Origin of the sequence: Nocardia sp. NPDC059236, assembly GCF_042754085.1 — a bacterium.
In the GTDB taxonomy this organism is placed as follows: Bacteria; Actinomycetota; Actinomycetes; order Mycobacteriales; family Mycobacteriaceae; genus Nocardia.
This window is the reverse complement of sequence record NZ_JBHZAF010000008.1, coordinates 421,749-442,011: the sequence shown is the minus strand read 5'-3', so window position 1 is coordinate 442,011 and position 20,263 is coordinate 421,749. Positions and strand designations below refer to the sequence as shown.

The 20,263-nt window shown below is 67.7% G+C and carries 2 protein-coding genes and 1 pseudogene; 1 reads left to right on the top strand and 2 read right to left on the bottom strand.

What is annotated here, in order from left to right; all coding sequences use genetic code 11:
* A pseudogene (locus ACFXIV_RS23540) lies at positions 1 to 202 on the bottom strand (long-chain fatty acid--CoA ligase); the annotation flags it as partial.
* Positions 203 to 235: 33 nt separating this feature from the next.
* Positions 236 to 982, bottom strand: a complete 747-nt coding sequence (locus tag ACFXIV_RS23535) for a glucose 1-dehydrogenase (RefSeq protein ID WP_379395738.1) — start codon at positions 980 to 982, stop codon at positions 236 to 238.
* Positions 983 to 2,031: 1,049 nt separating this feature from the next.
* Here ACFXIV_RS23535 and ACFXIV_RS23530 point away from each other — a divergent pair.
* Complete coding sequence (locus ACFXIV_RS23530) at positions 2,032 to 20,256, top strand: amino acid adenylation domain-containing protein (RefSeq protein WP_379395740.1); 18,225 nt, start codon at positions 2,032 to 2,034, stop codon at positions 20,254 to 20,256.
* The last annotated feature ends 7 nt before the right edge of the window (positions 20,257 to 20,263 follow it).

Below are 20,263 nucleotides of genomic sequence, written 5' to 3'. Positions count from 1 at the left end.
TCCGCGCCGACACCAGATACTCGCGATCACCCAGCTCCCTGGAAGCTTCCAGCAACTCCAGCAGCGATCGGTGCCGGTTCTTGAACACCGGCAGCGCCACACCCAGCACCGGCTCAACCGTCATCTCGAACGGCCCACCCGGCCCGGTCAGCTTCCCGGCCACCTGCGCGGCCAGAGCCTGCAGATCAACAGCGTTGGTCATGAATAAAATCCTCGAATCCGTTGGGTAGCAGCGTCATCCGAACGTCTTGTGCGGGACGCCGACGATCAGTCCGCCGTCGATGACGTGCTCCGCGCCGGTCGTGTAGCTGGATTCGTCGCTGGCCAGGTAGACGACGAGATTGGCGACCTCGTCGGCGGTGGCGGCGCGGCCGAGCGGGATCTGCAGGAAGTCCTCGGGGATGCCCTCGGTCATCGGTGTGCGCACCATGCCGGGGTGGACCGAGTTCACGCGAATGTTGTGCTGCGCCAGCTCGAGTGCGGCCGATTTGGTCAATCCACGGACCGCGAACTTGGTGGCGGTGTAGCCATGCAGTCCGACGCTGCCGCGCAGGCCCTCGACCGACGAGATATTGACGATCGACCCGATGCCGGCATTCATCATCGCCGTGGCCGCGGCCTGGATGCCGAGGAAGGTACCAGTCAGATTGATGTCGACGATCTGCTGCCAGGCCGCCAGTTCGAAGTCGACGATGGTGTTGCCGTTGACGATTCCGGCATTGTTCACCAGGACGGTCAGCGAACCGAACTCCTCGACGGCGACACTCACGGCCCGCTTCCAGTGCTCGGGGTCGGTCACGTCCAGGTGGACGAAGCGAGCCGCCGGACCCAATTCGGCCACCAGCGCCCTGCCTTCGGTCTCGAGCAGATCGCCGACCACCACGCGGGCTCCGTGCTCGACCAGAGCACGGGCATGCGCCGCGCCCATGCCACGCGCGCCTCCGCTGACAAGGGCCACCTTGCCCGCGACTCGCTTGTTCATGCTCGGGCTTTCCATTGAGAGCTTCTCGGTCATGAGGGCAGCTAAGCATGTCTTCAATCACTGTTTCAATCATTGATTGAAACAGTGGGATGAGGTATGGCCCCGCAACTGCTGACGGCTCACCGGCGCCGTCAGCCGTCGATAAGCGGTCGCCTGCGGCCGCGGGAGGGAAGACCTCGGCCGCGTGGAGCCGTCGCCGTCGCTCACCCCCCGTGAGCGACGGATTGCTCCGCGAGCCGGGCCAGTCGATCGAGGTCGCCGCGCAAGGCCGCCCGGTGGCCGTGGTGCGCCGGGGGTGGCGATCCACACGACCAGCGATTGCAGGCCGTTCGCCGACCGTCCGGTCATCACCGATCAATGCCGTCGGAGAGGGAAGCTTCCGGCGTGTCGCCCAGGTCACGCGACCAGCCCAACCGCTACCAAGAAACACTCATTACGCAGGTCAGGCCAGATTCCTGGGCGCTCGACAACGTGGGCACACATGACTGGAGTGCATCTGTTTCAAAAATTTTGGTCGAGAGACCAATCGGTTGCGGCGTCGGCGTCGAATCATAATGGACAGTCGCTTTTGAAGTAGGGGTGTCCGGCATGGCCTCAGTCGAAGCTGCAACGGAGCAGACGGTGGTGCGCGGGGTTGCGTCGGCGGAGGGACCGCCGGGGAAGGTGGTTTGCCGGTCGGTACAGCGGCGTCTGCGACGGGGTGTGGTCGACGCTGGGGTCGTTGACGTACTGGACCGTTCGTCGAGGAGTCGGGGGTGATACCGGGGTCGGGGATGTTGCCATCGTGTACCGGTCGACGGTCGAGCGGCGGTCGAAGGTGCCGCAACTGGTGGCCGGAAATTAGCCGTCGGCGTAATGCGCCCCGAATCGGTCGGCATCGGCTGTAATGATCTTGGCGGCGGACTCGACGTATTCAGCACTATGCGGGTGTTGGAAATCGTCCCCGCCCTGGCCTCGTTCGTGGTCCCCGGACCGGCGCGCGACAGCGTATCCGCCGGTCCTCGGGCGTTTTGAGTTCCTGAAATGAACAACATTTTGCGGAGGTCGAAATGCGCCAATCGAAGAGTGGCAGCGAAGGCAATCCCGACCGTTCCAAATCGTTGCCAACCGGCACATTTCAATCCTCCAGTCAATCCTCCAGGCACACACATTCGGGTAACAGTTCCAGCACGCCCAGCAGTAATGCATCGCCGGCCGATATTCTCCCGCTGACGTCGGCGCAGCGGGGAATCTGGTTTGCGCAGCATCTCGCGGAATCCACGCCGATATCTGTCGCCCAATACGTCGAGATCGTCGGCGAGTTGGATGCGGAACTACTTGTCGAGGCATGCAGAACCGCCGGTCGGGAGTTCGGATCGGGACATATGCGCCTGATCGAGGTCGACGGAGAGCCCTGCCAGTTCGTCGACGAGGAAAATGGCGGCCCGGCGTCGGTCATGGACCTGCGCCGGCACGTCGATCCCGTTGCGACTGCGCACAGAATGATGGTCGAGGATTATTCCGCTCCACTGGACCTGCTGAACGACCACCTCATGACGAGCATCGTGTTCCAGGTCGGTGAGGACCATTACCTGTGGTATCAGCGCGCACACCACATCGCGCTCGACGGATTCGCCGCGGTAACAATGCTGCATCGGATGACCGAGCTGTACAACGCTTGGGTGAAGTCCGAGGAGGCGGCGCCGTGCCAGGCACAGGACCTGCGGGAAGTCGTCGAGCAAGATCTGGCGTACCGCGATTCGACGCGTCTCGACAATGACCGCAAACACTGGATGGAGCACCTGGCGGGCGCACCTCCCGTCGTCAGCCTGGCCGACCGCGTGAGCAAACCCACCATTCATCCCACGCTGGTCAGCACAGAGCTGGCGGACGACACCGCGCAGCTACTCGAAAACGTCGCGCTCGAGCACGAGTCGAGCGTGACTCCGATCATCGTCGCGGCGTTCGCGGCTTATCTCGCGCGGATGACCGGAAGCGATGAAGTATTGCTGAGCCTGCCCGTGTCGGGGCGGCACTCTGCGGTGCTGCGCCGTTCCGGGGGGATGGTGGCAAATGTGGTCCCGCTGCGAGTACAGGTCGCCGGCCAAAGCGTCGGTGAACTGATCGCCGCGGTGAAAAGCGAGTTGACCAGTGCACTCCGGCGGCAGCGCTACCGCCAAGAGGACATATTCCATGACATGGGGATTGCGCGCGACGAGGCGGCATCATTCGGGCCGGCCGTGAACCTCATGATGGTCGAGAACGAGGTTGTACTGGGCAACACGACAGGCCGCCTGCACGTCCTCACCTCAGGACCTACCGCCGACCTCTTCGTCAATATCTACCCGGGCGCGGGCAGAGAGAGCACCCATATCGACTTCCAGGGGAATCCGAATTCGTACAGCCCTGAAGAGCTCACTGATCACCATCGACGGTTCCGCATGTTCATGCACGAATTCCTCGCCGGCGGACCGGAATGCAAGGTCAGCAGACTGCCGCTACTCGAAATTCAGGAACGCTCTGCGCTACTACCTGTGCGAGGGCCCAGCGCGGTCGAAACACGGCTGCTTCCAGAGATTCTCACCGAGAGCGCGCGCCGGAACCGTAGCGGGTGCGCGATCGTCTCGGGCGGCAAGACGATGACGTACGGCGAGCTGGACACCAGATCCTCGCAGCTGGCCCGGCATCTGATCGCTCTGGGGTGTGGTCCGGACACAGCGGTGGCGATCATGCTGCGACGCTCGGTCGAATCGGTCGTGGCGACATGGGCGGTCGCGAAGAGCGGGGCGGCGTTCGTCCAGCTGGCCCCCGAGTACCCGTCGAAGCAGATAGACCACATGGTTGCCGACAGCGGCGCGACCGTGGCGATCACGGTCGACGCCCTGCGCGAGCGGCTCCCGCGGGGGATCCACCATGTGGTTCTCGACGACCCCGCAACCCTGGCCGATTGCGACACCACGAGCGGGCCGATTTCCGATGAGGACCGCATCCGCCCACTACGACCGTCCAACGTCGCCTATATGACCTACACCTCGGGATCCACCGGAGCGCCGAAAGGCGTCCAGGTCACCCACACCGGCCTCGCGAATCTCGTTGCCGATCGCGCCGCCACGTACGGCATCGACACGAAATCCCGTGTGTCCTATGCCCTCTCGCCCAGTTTCGACGCCTCCCTGGAACAGTTTCTGACCTGCTTCGCGAACGGATCCACATTGGTGATCGTGCCGCCCGAGGTGACCGGCGGTGAGTCGCTCACGCAACTGCTGGCCGATGAGCACGTGACCCACCTGACGCTGACGCCCACCATGCTGGCCACGGTCGACCCGCAGCTGCCGACCGACGTGCAGGTGGTCGTGGTCGGGGGCGACGTCTGCCCACCACACCTCGTCGAACGGTGGACCCTGTCGGCGTCCATGTACAACGAATACGGTCCCACCGAATCCACCGTGACCGCCGCCGGCGCCATGCTGAGACCCGGCCACGCCCACACGGTCGGTGGCCCCATCCGTGGCGTCTCGGCCATGGTGCTGGACCGGACGCTGCAGCCGGTGCCCAGGGGCACCGCGGGCGAGTTGTACCTCGCCGGGCCGGGATTGGCCCGGGGATACAGCCATCTGTTCGTCGAAACCGCCGCCCGGTTCGTCGCCGATCCGTACGGCGGCACCGGCGCGCGCATGTACCGTACCGGCGACATCGCGCGCTGGACCGGCGAGAACGGCGAGACGACGCTGGAGTTGATGGGCCGCAGCGACTTCCAGATCAAGATCCGCGGATACCGGATCGAACCGGGTGAAGTCGATGCCGCGCTCACCACACACAACAACGTGGATCTGTGCGTCACGGTGCCGGTGCAGAACAACGTCGGCACGACCGTGCTCGCGTCCTATGTCGTCCCGGTCAGCGGCCGTCGGATCGATCCGGTCGAAATCCTGCGCTTCGCTCGCGATTCGCTACCGCCGCACATGGTCCCGGCGGTGATCCTCCCGTTGGACAGCCTCCCGGTGAACGCCTTCGGCAAACTCGATCGCCGCGCTCTGCCGAAGCCCGAATTCGGGACCGCGCCGGTCGGGCGGGCACCGGCCACCGCCCGGGAAAAGACGATCGCACGGTTGTTCACCGAGGTGCTCGGCGTGCCCCGGGTCGGGGCGGACGACAGCTTCTTCGCCCTCGGCGGCGACAGCATTCTGTCGATCCGGCTGGTGGCGGGGGCCAAGGCCGAAGGCCTGAGCTTCTCCACACAGGACGTGTTCGTGCACAAGACCGTTGCGGGCCTGGCGGCCACGGCGACGGAAGTCGGTGATACTCCCGGGTTGGCCGAGTTGCCCGGTGGCGGCGTCGGACCGATGCCGTTGTCGCCGATCATGCACGCCATGCTCGATCGGGGTCACTACGACCGATTTGCGCAGGCCGCGCTGGTGCAGCTGCCCGAGGGGGTCGATCGAGCGGGTCTGGTGCGCGCGCTGGGATCCCTGCTGGACCGCCACGACATGCTGCGCGCGGTATTGCGCGGCGGCGATTCGGCCGATCGGTTCGTCGAGGTACTCGATCGGGAAGCGGTCGACCCGGAGGCCGCGCTCGTCGAAGTCCGGATCGATCGACGTGACGCCGCCGAAGTCGACCGGCACCTGAACCGAGCCGCGGATCGATTGGACCCGGGCAACGGTGCGCTCGTGCAGGCCGTCTGGATTCAGGATCGCAGCGGTTCGGGGCCCGACCTGATGTGGCTGGTGATCCACCATCTCGCCGTCGACGCGGTGTCGTGGCGCATCATCCTCACCGACCTCGCGCAGGCCTGGGCGCAGGTCTCCGCCGGCGGCGAGCCGCATTTCGGCCCGGTCGCCACCTCGTTTCGGCGGTGGGCGCACGGCTTGGTCGAGCAGGCGCCGGGCAGGCGGGCGGCGGAGCTCGACCTGTGGAAAGACGTCCTCGAGCGCGGCGATCAGCTACTCGGATCGCGTCGTCTGATCCCGGACCGTGACATCGGGGCCACGGCGGGCCGGGTCGATCAGCGTATCCCGGCAGCGGTTGCCGAGGCGGTGCTCACCACCATTCCGGACCGCTTCCACTGCAGTGCCAACGATCCGCTGGTGGCGGCTCTGGTGCTCGCCCTCGGTGAGTGGCGGCGCAGGCGTGGTACCGCCGGGGCGGCCGGAGAGTTGATCTCGTTGGAAGGACACGGCCGCGAGGAGTCGGCCGTACCCGGCGCCGATCCGAGCGCCACCGTCGGCTGGTTCACCACCCGCTTCCCGGTCCGGATCGACTGGGAGAACGTCGATCTCGATGATGCGCTGGCCGGCGGCGTGAGTGCGGGACTGGCGATAAGGCAGGTGAAGGAGCAGCTGCGCGCGGTGCCCGGCAACGGCATCGGCTATCAGGTACTGCGTCATCTCGATTCCCAGGCGCGCGCCGAGCTCGCAGACCTGCCCGAACCTCAGGTCAGCTTCAACTATCTCGGGCGGGTGGGTTCCGGTGAACGCTCGGGGCCCTGGGCACCCACCACCGAATTCACCGCACTGACCGCGACGAGCGATCCGGCGATGGCGCTGCCGGCCGTGCTCGATATCAATGCGATCGCCGAAGGTGGCCACGACGGGCTCGAACTGGCCGCGACCTGGGAGTTCGCCTCACAGGTGTTGACGGGTGAGGAGGTCGACGAGCTCGCCGGACTGTGGGCTCGAGCCCTGGGGGCGCTGGCCGATCACGTCCGGTCCGGAACCACCTACAGCTTCACGCCATCCGACTTCCCGCTCACCGCGGTATCGCAGGACGATGTCGACCGCTGGCTGCGGGAATACCCGTCGATGACCGATGTGTGGCCGCTCACCGCCTTGCAGTCCGGCCTGCTGTTCCACACGATCTACGATCCGGACGGCGTCGACGGCTACATCGTGCAGGCGGCGCTGACGTTCGCCGGGCAGGTGGATCGGGACCGGATGCGGCGGGCCGCGCAGGTGCTCATCGACCGGCACGACAGTCTGCGGACCGCGTTCGTCGAGAGTGACGATGGGCCACGGCAGATCGTATTGCGCGACACGACGGTCGATTGGGGCGAGTCGAATCTCAGCGGTGTCGGCCGGCAGGCGGAAGCACTGCGTCGACTCGCGACGGCGGCCGCGGCTCCGTTCGATCCGGCCCGCCCGCCGCTGGTGCGTTTCCACCTCGTCCGCACCGGCGTCGATATGTTCCAGTTGCTGGTCACCAACCACCACCTCGTCCTCGATGGCTGGTCGATGCCCCTGCTGATCCACGAATTACTCGCGTTGTACATATCCGACTGCGATACGGCCCAGCTCGCGCCCCCTCGTTCGTACCGTGAATATCTGCAGTGGCTGCAGGCTCAGGACCGAGACGCCGCGACCGCCGCGTGGCGGGAGATGCTCGCCGGAATCGACAGTCCGACGCGGGTCACGAACGGGCCGGATCGGACCGTCACCGCGCACGCCGACGAAGTCGGCCTGAACCTCGACGCCGCGACCACCGCTGCGATTCTCGATCTCGGCCGCTCGCATGGCGTCACCCCCAACACGGCCCTGCACGTGGCGTGGGCATTGCTGGTGGCCGTCCAGGCCGGACGGCCGGACGTGGTGTTCGGCAATACGGTGTCGAACCGCCCGCCGCGGATTCCGGATGTCGAGCGCATGGTCGGGCTCATGGTCAACACGCTGCCCGTCCGCGTCCGGCTCGAACCCGACGAGACCGTGGGCGACCTGCTCGTGCGCGTGCAATCCGAGCAGGCGGCGATGTTGGATCATCAGCACATCGGCTTGGCGGAGCTGCAGCGGGCCGCCGGCATCACCGACATGTTCGATACCGCGACGGTGCTCGAGTCCTATCCGTTCGACCGGGAACTGCTGGCACACGATCTCTCCGACGCCGGATTGCGGCTCGTCGAGATCGTCGCGCACGATGCCACGCCGTATCCGCTGAGCCTGCAGGTGACCCCGCCGCGGTCGAGTCGCGACGGCGGACCGGACACCGACGAGCCCGGAACCTACACGGTGACACTGAAATTCGCCACCGATCGATTCGACTCGGACGAGGCCCGCACGCTGCTCGAACGATTCGAGTTGCTGCTCACGCAGATCGTCGGCGATCCCACCCGGAAGGTCTCCTCGATCTCCTCCTGCTGGGATTCCGAACGCGCGCAACTGCTTTCGGTCGGCGGCGAGCAGCCGGCCATGGACCTCGTGCTCCGCGACATCCTGTCGGAGACGGCGCGGAGGTATCCGGATGCCGTGGCTGTCCGGGGCGGTGACACCACGTGGACCTATCGTGAGCTGGAGCGTCGCGCCGACGCGTTCGCTCGCCTGCTGGTCGGCCGCGGCGCTCGCGCCGAGTCGATCGTCGCCTTGGCCCTGCCCCGCTCGGCCGAACTCGTCGTCGCGATCTGGGCGGTGGCGAAAACAGGTGCCGCCTTCCTGCCGTTGGATCCCGGCAATCCCGCCGCGCGGATCGGGGAATTGCTGTCCGACTCGCGGACCACGCTGGGTGTGACGACAAGCGCTGTGGCACAGCAGCTTCCGGATTTCGCCGACTGGTTGATCCTGGACGCTTGCGCATCGGACGCTCACGAGGGTCTCCCCCACCCGCCCGGCGTGGCCGGGCAGGACAGCCTGTCGGCCGACAATGCGGCATACGTGATCTACACGTCCGGATCGACCGGCACACCGAAGGCGGTCCACCTCAGCCATCGAGGTCTGGCCGATCTGATCGCGGCGCAGGCCGACGCCTTCGCGCCGACTCCGGATTCGGTGGTGTTGCAGGTCGCGTCGCCAGGATTCGACGCCTGCGTAGCGGAGTTGCTGTTGGCGCACAGCAGCGGCGCCTGTCTCGTGGTGGCGCCGCCGGAGGTGTTCGCCGGGACCGACCTCGAGGAATTGCTTCGGTCGCAGCAGGTTTCGCACGCGATCATCACCCCGTCCGTGCTCAACACCATGGATCCGTCCCGGATACCGTCGCTGACATCGCTCGCGGTCGTCGGTGAAGCTGTCGGGCCGGACACCGTGAACCGGTGGGCCCCGGGGCGACGGCTGATGAACCATTACGGACCGACCGAGTGCACGATCTGGGCAACGGGGTCGGATGTCCTCGCACCCGGCGACCCGGTGACGATCGGTGGCCCGATCCGGGGCGCGTCCGCGATGGTGCTCGACCCGTGGCTGCGACCGGTGCCGGTCGGTGTCGCGGGCGAACTCTATATCGGCGGGCCCGGACTCGCCCGCGGATACGTCGGTCGACGGGGCGTGACCGCGTCCCGCTTCGTCGCGGATCCGCGATCCACCCGCGGCGAGCGGATCTACCGCACCGGTGATTCCGTGCGCTGGGTGCGCGGACGCGCCGGGTTGGCACTGGAATACCTGGGCCGCTGCGATCAGCAGGTCAAGATTCACGGCCTGCGGATCGAGCCGGGGGAAATCGATGCGCACGTGGCCCGGCGCCCGGACGTGTCGAGCGTTGCCACCGTGGCGGTGAAAGGGCCTGCCGGCGAACCGGTTCTGGTGTCCTATGTCGTTTCCGCGCCGGGCGCTGCCGTCAATGTGGCGGCCATCGAAGGCGATCTCGCGGGCAGGCTGCCGCGCTATATGAATCCCGCGGCGATCGTGCGGCTGGAGGAGATGCCGCGCACGCCCACGGGCAAGGTCGATCGGAAAGCCTTGCAGCAGCGCGCCTTCGATGCCGGCGCCACGGGCGGCAGAGCACCGTCGACGCCTACGGAGCGAGTCGTGGCGAAACTCTTCGCCGATGTGCTCCATCTCGACACCGTGTCCGCCGACAGCAACTTCTTCGCCCTCGGTGGGGACAGCATCGTCTCGATGCGGCTGGTGGCGCTGGCGAGATCCGCCGGGCTCACGCTCACGCCGCGTGATGTGTTCGAAGGCAAGACAGTTGCTGCTCTCGCCGTGATGGCGGGCGGCGATGCGGCTCCGGAGACCATCGAGGAACCCCCGCGACTCCCGAAAACCGATCACGCGTATCGCGCCTCGGATTCTTCGCTCGTCGCGCTCACGCAGCAGGACATCGATCGGCTCGAGCGCCAGTACCCCGCGCTGTCGGACGTATGGCCGTTGTCGCCCATGCAATCCGGGATGCACTTCGACTCGACGTTCGATCCGGATGCGGCGGACAACTACACCGTCCAGACGATGATCGGATTTTCCGGCGCGGTCGACGGTGAGCGCCTGCGGCGTGCCGCTCAGGCCGTGGTCGACCGGCACGACATCCTGCGGGCCGCCTTCGCGGAGACGTCGGCCGGGCCGTGCCAGATCGTGCTGGACCATGCCGAAATCGACTTCCGGGAGATCGATCTCGCCGATGGCGGCGATGCGGAATCCCCGGCAGACCCGGAATCGATTGCCGCGGCGGACGCGGCGGCGGGATTCGACCTGTCGGCTCCCCCGCTGCTGCGCTTGACGCTCATCCGTCTCGATGCGGAGTCCTTCCGGCTGCTGGTCACGAATCACCATGTGATCCTGGACGGCTGGTCGATGCCGCTGCTGATGCGAGAACTGCTCGACTACTACGGATCTCCCGAACATATCGACTCCGCCGGACCCGCGCCCTCCTACCGCGACTATCTGGCCTGGCTGGGTCGGCAGGACAGCGACGCATCCAAAGCGGCATGGGCGCAAGCCTTTTCGGACGTCGATGCACCCACCCGGGTGTCCCGCGACGCCGACGCGGCGGGCGAGGTATCCGCCGCCGAGGTCGGGGCCGAGGTGACGGCGGATCGTTTCGGAGCACTCCGTCGCGTGGCGGCGGAGACGGCCGTCACCATCAATACGGCCGTGGCCGCGGCCTGGGCCCTGAATCTGCGTGTACTCACCGGCGAGACCGATGTGATCTTCGGTTCCTCGGTGTCGGGCCGCCCCCCGGAACTGCCGCTGGTCGATCAGGCGCTCGGCATGTTCCTGAATACGATTCCCGTGCGCGTCCCGCTCGAACCCACGATGACGGTCCGCGAGTTGCTGATCGGCATTCAGGCGCGGCACGCCCGCATGCTGGAGCATCACCACATCGGCCTGCCCGAGATCCACCGCAGCGCCGGCCTGCCCGCACTCTTCGACACCGCCCTCACCTTCCAGTCGTTCCCCGTCGACCGGACGGCACTGCAACAGCTCGTCGATTCGGCGGGCCTGCGGGTGAACGAACTCAGTGAACTGGACGCGACACCGTACCCGCTGAGCCTGATCGTGGAACCCACGCAATCCGAGCACGGCGAGCCACGAGGACTGCGGATCACCCTCCGGTTCCACGACCGTGAATTCGACACCGTCTCGGCGCGCCGCATCCTCGACCGCTTCGTCGAGTTGCTGTGCCGGTTCGCCGCGAACGCCGATACGCGACTCGGTGAGCTAGCGCTCGACGAGGAACCGCGGCCATCGTGGCCGGATTTCCGTGCGGAAGCTACGATCCCGGACACGCTGGACCGGATACTCGCCGCCTCCGCTGCCGCCGATCCCGACGCGATCGCCGTGCGATACGGCACGACCACCATGACCTACCGCCGGCTCGACGAGCGATCCACCCGTCTGGCCCGGATCCTCCTGCGGCACGGCGCCCGGCGGGGACAGGTCGTCGCCTCCGTGCTTCCGCGTTCCCTGGCGGCGACCGTCACCCTGTGGGCCGTGGCGAAGACAGGTGCCGCATTCCTGCCGATCGATCCGGCCCTGCCCCCGGACCGGATCGAATTTCTGCTGTCCGACTCGGGAACCGTGCTCGGACTGACCGATACGTCCGCCGGGAAACGTCCTCCCGACGGAGTCGATTGGCTGATCCTCGACGAGGACCAGGCGCTCGGCACCGCCGACTCGGCGCCCGCCCTGCCGATCACCGATGCCGAACGCGGCGGGCCGATCCGGCGGGATCAGATCGCCTACGTGAGCTACACCTCCGGGTCGACCGGAACGCCCAAGGGCGTACTCATCAGCCATCGCGGCCTGGCCGAAATCGTCGCGGCGCAACGGCGACTGTTCGGCGCCGACCCGATGTCGGTGGTCCTGCAGGTCGCCTCGCCCAGCTTCGACGCCTCGGTGTTCGAGTTGTTGATGGCGCACGGTTCAGGCGGCCGGCTGGTCGTATCTCCCGCCGAGATCTACGCCGGCCCCCAATTGGCGGATCTGATTGCACATGAACGTATTTCGCACGCCATCGTGACCCCCTCGGCGCTGGCGACGGTCTCGCCCGATGGTCTCGACGGGCTGCGAGTGCTCGCGGCCGCCGGTGAGCCGGTCGGGACCGAACTGGTCGATCGGTGGGGGCCGAATCGCACCATGGTCAATCTGTACGGGCCGACCGAGACCACGATCTGGGCTACCACCAGCGCTGCGCTGGCGCCCGGTGCCGCGATCACGATCGGCAGGCCGGTCGGTACCGTCGCGGCCGTGGTCCTGGATACCTGGCTGCGACCCGTGCCGGACGGTATCGCGGGCGAGCTGTACCTGTTCGGCGCCGGACTGGCCGATGGCTACGTCGCCAGGACGGGGTTGACCGCGGCGCGGTTCGTCGCATGCCCGTTCGAGGGGCCGGGTCAGCGCATGTACCGCACCGGTGACGTGGTGCGCCGCAGCGCCGATGGCGAGTTGGAATTCCTGGGACGCAACGATTTTCAGGTCAAGGTGCACGGCACCAGAATCGAGCTCGGGGAGATCGACGCGGCGCTGGGCGCGCGTGCGGATGTGGCATACGCGGTCACCGTGCCACGCCGCGAGGACGGCCGGTCGGTGCAGCTGGTGTCCTATGTCATGCCCGCGACCGGAACCGAGGTATCGGGCGCGGAGTTGCGTGCGGCACTGGCCGAGACGCTGCCCCGGACCATGGTGCCGTCCGCGGTGATCGTGCTGGACGAGGTACCGCTGACCGCCAACGGGAAGCTCGATCGCGAGCGGTTGCCCGAGCCGGTTGCCGTCGCGCGCGAGTTCCGTGCACCGGCACCAGGGGTGGAAGAGTTGGTCGCGCGAACATTCGAGCAGGTGCTCGATGTGGACGGAGTGGGCGCCGACGACGACTTCTTCGCGCTGGGCGGCGATTCGCTGAGCGCCTCGCTGGTGGTGGGGCGCCTGGGTGCGGCCCTGAACGTGCGAGTGCCGGTGCGATCGGTTTTCGAGGCGCCGACCGTCGCCGAATTGGCCGCGCGCGCCGGGTCACTCGGTGGTGGGGGCCGGTTGCCCCTGGTGTCCGGAGTGCACCCCGACCCCGTGCCGCTGTCGCTGGCGCAGCAGCGGATGTGGTTCCTGAACCGGTTCGAGCCGGATTCCCCGGCCTACAACATTCCGGTGATGCTGCGGTTGTCGGGGCGGCTGGACACCGAAGCGCTGGCGGCCGCGCTCGCGGACGTGGTCGGACGGCACGAGGTATTGCGGACGATCTATCCGGAAGTCTCCGGTGAGCCGCGGCAGGTCGTTTTCGACGAGCCCGCGGTGCCGGTGGACCCGGTGCGGGTACCGGCGGATGCGGTCCCGGATGTGGTGGGCGAGTTCGTGCGACGCGGATTCGATGTGACCACCCGAGTGCCGATGCGAGTGGGATTGTTCGAGCTCGACGCCGAACCCGGCAGTGACACAGGAGAATTCCTGCTGGTGCTGGTGGTCCATCACATCGCCGGCGATGGTCAGTCGATGGGCCCACTGGCCCATGACGTGATGGTGGCGTATGCCGCGCGTCTGGCCGGGCGCGCGCCGGAGTGGGAGCCACTCGCGGTGCAGTACGCGGACTTCGCGTGGTGGCAACGGCAGATGCTCGGGGCCGCAGACGACCCGGCGTCGTTGATGTCCACCCAGCTGGACTTCTGGCGCTCGACGCTCGCCGGCGCACCGGACCGGCTGGACCTCCCGGCGGACCGGCCACGCCCGGCCGTCGCATCGCTGTCGGGAGGCCGGGTACCGCTGGAGATCGGCGCGAGGCTGCACGAGCAGCTGCTCGCGCTGGCACGGTCGCGGGGATCGTCGCTGTTCATGGTGATGCATGCCGCGCTGGCAACGGTTTTGGGGCGGCTCGGCAACACCGATGACATCGTGATCGGCACCCCGGTCGCGGGGCGGGGCGAGCCCGGCCTGGACGAGCTGGTCGGGATGTTCGTGAACACGCTGGCATTGCGGACCCGGGTGGATACCGGCGAGCCGTTCGCCGAGTTGCTGACACGCGCCCGGGACACCGATCTGCTGGCTTTCGAACACGCGGATGTGCCGTTCGAGCGAATCGTGGAGGAGCTGAAGCCGGAGCGAACCGCGGCACGGCATCCGTTGTTCCAGGTGGTCCTGGCGTTCCAGAATCTGTCGAACGTCGAGGTGGCGCTGCCCGATGTCCACGTCGCCCGGGCGGAGGTGGATACCGGGGCGACCCAGTTCGATCTGCAACTGGTGCTGTCGGAATCGTCTGATGCCGGTGTGGCACAAGGCATCTCGGGAATGATGAGCTATGCGCGAGATCTCTTCGACGAGGCGACCACGGCGGGAATCGCCCGGCGGCTGGTGCGGGTCCTGGAAGCCGTCGCCGACGATCCGGTCGTCGTGGTCGGGGACATCGACTGGCTGGACGCCGACGAGCGCTCGGCACTCACCTCGCGAGTCGGGGCACGCACCTCGGCGGCGCCGGAGCCGTCCGGATTGCTGCCGGAGGTGCTCGCCTCGGCCGTCCGGGACAACGGCGACGGTATCGCCGTCGTCTCGGGAGATGCCACGTTGTCGTACGCACAGCTGGACGAACGGTCGAGCCGGCTGGCGAGGTTGCTGATCAGCCGAGGCGCCGGACCGGAGAGTTCGGTGCTGGTGGCGGCAGCACGGTCGATGGAGTCCGTCGTCGCGTGGTGGGCGGTGGTGAAGTCGGGTGCGGCCTTCGTGCCGGTGGACCCCGCCTATCCCGGAGGCCGGATCGCGCAGATGGTGTCGGATTCCGGTGCGACACTGGGCGTGACGGTGTCGTCGGCAGCTGCCGGGATGCCCGATTCGGTGGACTGGATCGTGCTCGACGACCCGGGCGTGGCCGCGCGGATCGACGGGTTGGCGAGCGGCCCGGTCGGCGATGACGAGCGACTCCGTCCGCTGCGGGCCTCGAACGTTGCCTACGTGGTCTTCACCTCCGGATCCACCGGGGTGCCGAAGGGCGTCGCCGTCACCCATTCCGGCATCGCCGACTTCGTCTCGTCGCTCCGCGCCGACCTCGACCTCCAGCACACGTCCAGGGTGCTGCATTTCGCGTCGCCGTCGTTCGACGCTGCCCTGCTGGAGACCCTGATGGCGGTCAGCCGGGCCGGTGCGCTGGTCGTGGCGCCGACGGGGATCTACGGCGGCGGAGAGTTGGCCGAGCTCCTGCGCGCACAGCGGGTGACCCACGCCTTCATGACCCCTGCCGCGCTCGCGTCGGTGGATCCGGCCGGGCTGGACCACGTGCGGGTGGTGATGTCCGGCGGTGACGAGGTCCCGGCGGATCTGGTGAACCGTTGGGCGGGAACCGATCCCGCCGGCGCCCGGAAGTTCCGGGAGCTGTACGGGCCGACCGAGGCCACGATCGTCGCCACGGCGACGGGCGGGCTGCGATCGGGTGACCGGCCGACGATCGGCGCCCCGCTGCAGGGCATCCAGGCGCTGGTCCTGGATACCCGGCTGCAGCCGGTTCCGGTGGGGGTGGCCGGAGAGTTGTATCTGGCTGGCCCGGCACTGGCGCGCGGGTACCTGGACAAGGCGGCGGTGAGCGCGGCGCGGTTCGTGGCGCACCCGTTCGGGGAACCCGGACGCCGCATGTACCGCACCGGTGATGTGGTGCGCTGGAATGCCGACGGTGACCTGGAGTTCCTGGGGCGCAACGACTTCCAGGTGAAGATCCGCGGCTACCGGGTCGAGCTGGGCGAGATCGACGCGGCGCTGAGCGCGCAAACGGACGTGGCATACGCGATCACGACGCCGTGGCATACGGGCACGGGTCCGGCGCAGCTGGTGTCCTATGTGGTGCCCGACACTGGAATGAGTCTCTCGGGCGAGGAGTTGCGGGCGGCGCTGGCCGAGATGCTGCCGTCGTACCTGGTGCCCGCCGCGGTGACGATCCTCGACGCGATCCCCCTGTCGCCGAATGGAAAGCTCGACCGCGCGGCCCTGCCCGCACCCGTCGTGCAGGCCAGGCGATTCCGGGCCCCGGCGTCACCGGTGGAGGAGATAGTGGCCGGCGTGTTCGCCGACGTCCTCGGCATCGACGGTCCGATCGGCGCCGAGCACGACTTCTTCGAACTGGGTGGCAACAGCCTGGTGGCGACCCGCGTCGCCGCCCGGATCGGTGCCGCGCTCGACGCGACCGTCCCGGTGTCGATGATCTTCGAGGCGCCGACGGTCGCGAGGTTGGCCGCGCGCGCCGAATCGCAGGCCCACACCGGGCGGGTGGCGCTGACCGCACAGCCACGGCCGCAGCGCATTCCCCTGTCGTACGCACAGCAACGGATGTGGTTCCTGAACCGGCTCGAGCCCGGCTCGGCCGCCTACAGTATTCCGATCATCCTGCGGCTGTCCGGACAGCTGAATCTCGACGCGCTGCGCGCGGCGACCGCAGATGTGCTGAACCGGCACGAGGTACTGCGGACCGTCTACCCGTATGCCGAGGGCGAGCCGTCGCAGGTCGTCCTCCGCACAGCCGAGGCGATTCCGCCGATCACCGCGACCCCGGTGACGGAATCGGAACTGGCCGAATCGTTGTCGGCGTTCGTCTCCACGGTGTTCGATGTGACGGTCGACGCGCCGCTGCGGATCCGGTTGTTCGAGCTCGGGCAGCACGAGTGGGTCCTGGCCGTGGTGGCGCACCACATTTCCTGCGACGGGTCGTCGCTCGGCCCGCTGGCCCGGGACATGATGACCGCGTACACCGCACGCCTGCTCGGGGAGACACCGAGCTGGCCGCTGCTGCCGGTGCAGTACGCCGACTACGCGATCTGGGAGCGGACGGTGCTGGGGACCGAACACGATCCCGATTCGGTGCTACGCGCCCAGATCGACTACTGGACACTCGAATTGGCGGAACTCCCGCCCTTGCTGGAGCTACCGACCGACCGGCCGCGGCCGCCCGTGCAGACCTATGCGGGCGCGACCGTACCGATCACCGTCGGTGCCGATCTGCACGCGGCACTGCAGCAGGTCGCGCGAGCACACAACACGACGCTGTTCATGGTCTTCCACGCGGCACTGGCGGCCACGCTGGCCCGGCTGGCCGATATGGACGACATAGCGATCGGCACTCCGTACGCGGGACGCGGCGAGCCCGAACTCGACGATCTGGTCGGGATGTTCGTCAACACCCTGGTGCTGCGGACCCGGTTGACCCCGGCGATGACGTTCACCCAGCTGCTCGAACACGTGCGCGGGACCGATCTGGCCGCGTTCGGGCACGCCGATGTGCCGTTCGAACGGCTGGTGCAGGAGCTGAATCCGGTCCGGTCGCACGCCCATCATCCGCTGTTCCAGGTGATGCTGGCATTCCAGAACGTCGCCAAGGCCGAGTTCGACCTGCCGGGGCTATCGATATCGGCCGTGACGGCCGAGACCGACACCGCGCTGTTCGATCTGCTGGTCACGGTGTCGGATTCCTACGACTCCACCGGTGCCCCGGCCGGCATCAGCGGCGCGGTCACGTACGCGAGCGACCTCTTCGACGCGACCACGGTGACCACGATCGCCGATCGCCTGCTGCGGCTGCTCGGTGCACTGGTGGCCGATTCGACGCAGCCGGTGCACGACGTGGATCTGCTCGGCGCCGATGAGCGGGAAGCCGTTCTGACGCAGTGGAATTCGACCGATCACCGGCTTCCTCCGGGCGAGACACTCGCCGAGGTCTTCGCCGACTCCGTGCGGGCGCATGCGGAGCGGCCCGCGGTGATGTTCGGCGAAGAGTCGCTGAGCTATGCGGAATTCGCTTCTCGCGTATACCGGTTGGCGCGGTGGTTGATCGGCCGTGGAGTGGGTCCGGAGTCGCTGGTGGCGCTGCGTATGCGGCGTTCACTGGACCAGGTCACCGCCATGTACGCGGTACACGCCGCCGGCGGTGGGTACGCGCCGGTCGATCCGGACCTGCCGGCCGACCGCATCGAGTACATGCTGTCGATCGCCGCGCCGGTGTTGGAGCTGTCGTCCCTCGATGGACTGGAGCTGTCCGGATTCGATGACGGGCCGGTGACCGATGCCGATCGGCTCGCACCGCTGCGACCGCACAACATCGCCTACGTGCTCTTCACTTCGGGGTCGACCGGTCGGCCGAAAGGTGTTGCGGTATCGCATTGTTCGGTGGTGAACCAGCTGCGGTGGCACGCCGAGACCTACGCGTTGACGTCGAACGACGTGGTGCTGCAGAAGTCCCCGGCCACGTTCGACATGTCGGTATGGGAAGTGTTCACGACCCTGGCGATGGGGGCGCGGCTGGTGATCGCGCGCGCCGACGGGCATACCGACCTGGCCTACCTCGCCGAAACCATTGCCGCCCAGCGGGTCACGATCACCGCGCTCGTACCGTCGATGCTGGCGGTATTCGCGGACGCGGCGCCTGCGGAGTCGCTGGAGTCGGTGCGGACGCTCCTGGTGGGCGGTGAGGCATTCGGCCCCGACGTGGTGGCCGAGGTGCGGCGAACCATGCCCGGGGTCGAGTTGCACAACCTGTACGGGCCGACCGAGTTCACCGTGGCCGCAACCGCGCATCGGGTGACCGAATCCGACAGCGGCAGCATGCCGATCGGCTCACCGGTATGGAACGCGCGGGCATACGTACTCGACGACCGGTTACATCCGGTGCCGCCCGGTGTCGCCGGGGAGCTGTACCTGGCGGGCGCCCAGCTCGCGCGCGGCTATCAGTCACGTCCGGGCCTGACCGCGGAACGGTTCGTGGCCGACCCGTACGGTGACGGCGGGCGCCTGTACCGCACGGGCGACCTGGTGCGCCGGCGCCACAGCGGCGAATTGGAATACCTGGGCCGCACCGATTTCCAGGTGAAGCTGCGCGGCCTGCGTATCGAACTCGGTGAAATCGAGGCCGTACTCGCCGAGCACCCGGGCGTCGCCCGCGCGATCGCCGTGGTGCACACCACCGGTACGGCTGACCACCTCGTCGGCTACGTGGTGCCCGCCGCAGGCGCGACGGTCGACACCGCGGCCGTCCTGGCGCACGCGGCGAGCGAGCTGCCCGACTACATGGTGCCCACCACGGTGATGGCGCTCGACACGGTGCCCCTCACCGTGTCGGGCAAGTTGGACCGTGCGCGCCTGCCGGAGCCGATGCTCGCGGTGGGAGAGTTCAGGGAGCCCTCGTCGTGGCTGGAAGAGGAGGTCGCGCGGGCCTTCGGAACGGTACTCGGTGTGGATCGGGTGGGCGCCGACGACGACTTCTACGCCTTGGGTGGCAACTCGCTGAAGTCGGTGCAAGTGGTGAGCGAGTTGCGCAAGGGACTCGACTACGAGGTTCCGATCAGCTGGATGTTGTCCGATCCCTGCCCGGCCGACCTGGCGAAGCGGATCGAATCCGGAATGCGCTCCCTTACCACCGTCGAGCGGACCGACATCGGCTTCGACGTTCTGCTGCCCATCCGGACCGGCGGCGAGCGACCACCACTGTTCTGTATCCACCCGGCCCTGGGCCTGTCGTGGTGTTACCGAACATTCGACCGGTACCTCGCCGACGGTCGGCCGATCTACGGCATTCAGGCGCCGCAGATCGGCGGCGAGGACCCCGGTCCGACGTCGATCCAGGAAATGGCCGAACGCTATTTCGAGGAGATTCGCGCGGTCCAGCCACACGGCCCCTACCACCTCCTCGGCTGGTCGCTGGGTGGCGCGATCGCCCACGCGATTGCCGTCGAGATGCGCGCCGCCGGTGAAGAGGTCGCGCTACTGGCACTGCTGGATGCCGAAGTGGGCGGTGTCGACGAGTCGACGGTCCGCGCCGTCACGGCCGGAGAGCTGATCAGTAATCTCGGCCCGGTCATGGGCGTCGATTTCGTGAGCGCCGATGCGACCGCCGAGGAGGCCGCCGACCTGATCGAACGGAACCTCGGGGGCGGCCTGGGCATCGATGCCGCCAGGATCGAGCGCCTGACCGACGCCTACAACCTGGCGATCCGGGCAGCCAGTGCGTGGCGGCCCGCGGTCCTGGACAGCGACATGCTCTATTTCACCGCGACACAGGACAGGCGATCCGATGCTGCGGGTCACGAGGGGTGGGTGCAGGTGGTTCGTGGTCGGATCTCGACCTTCGACATCGATGCGGCCCACCTCGCGATGACCGAACCGGGCGCGGTTGCTCAGATCGCCCGGATTCTCAACACGCGACTGGAGCGATGACCGGGTC